Origin of the sequence: Paenactinomyces guangxiensis (genome assembly GCF_016055185.1) — a bacterium.
Classification (GTDB): Bacteria; Bacillota; Bacilli; order Thermoactinomycetales; family Thermoactinomycetaceae; genus Paenactinomyces; species Paenactinomyces guangxiensis.
Genome location: NZ_JAECVR010000068.1, coordinates 1 through 788, shown reverse-complemented (window position 1 = coordinate 788; position 788 = coordinate 1). Strand labels below are relative to the sequence as shown.

Below are 788 nucleotides of genomic sequence, written 5' to 3'. Positions count from 1 at the left end.
AGAAAGCATCAAAAGCTTTCTGCAGGCGTTTCGCTACATCTTGAAGCACTTGCGAATGAATCTCTTTAAACTCCGGACATTCTTTTTTGACGGAAGGGAGTTCGGTGGCTTGCTTGTTGTAGTTGAGTGTAATCCCATGATGTTTATAAGCGGTCTTTCTTTGCTCTAACATACAGTTATACAACCAGCGGCACATGGAAAGAGTCTATTCGATCTTCTCGATCTGCTCTGGGGTGGGGTTTAGCTTAAACTTGTACGCCTTCCTCATGGGGTCTCACTCCTTTCTTTGGACTTGTGTAACGTTCTCCACTGTTTCACCTGGTTCCTCCTTCATACGCATCATATACAATATACATTCGATTCATCTTACACATATCTATAAAAACTGCAAAAATGTCGTTCTAAGCATCCCCACAAGGGGGATACCGAACGATGCCTCGCTTTCATCTACGCCAATGAATTGGCGAGTCTCCTCGCTCGCAATTCATAAAATTGTATCTCTTGAACGTGTTCTTATATCTTTTTTCGCCATATTCCCGGTATCCATTTTCCTGTCTCTTCGGGGAAATAAGCCCTTTTTGCTCATAGTAGCGGATGGATCGGACACTGACACCGGTTCTGCAAGAGATCTCTCCAATGTTCACTGATCCTCACTCCCTTCATGAGCAGTTGGGATATGGATTTATTTTAAGGGGCTGTCCCAAAAGTAGAAAATCTACTTGAAGGTACAGCTCCTTTTCATGTTGTTTACAGAAATTTTATTTTAGTGTAGAGGGTGGATGAAATTC

1 protein-coding gene and 1 pseudogene are annotated in these 788 nt (G+C 42.5%); both read right to left on the bottom strand.

Annotated elements, in window-relative coordinates; genetic code table 11:
* Window positions 1-268 (bottom strand): annotated as a pseudogene (locus I8U27_RS21490) (helix-turn-helix domain-containing protein); the annotation flags it as partial.
* 175 nt (window positions 269-443) lie between these two features.
* Window positions 444-644, bottom strand: coding sequence for a MerR family DNA-binding transcriptional regulator (locus I8U27_RS21485; protein WP_181755138.1), 201 nt, complete (start codon window positions 642-644; stop codon window positions 444-446).
* Window positions 645-788: the final 144 nt, after the last annotated feature.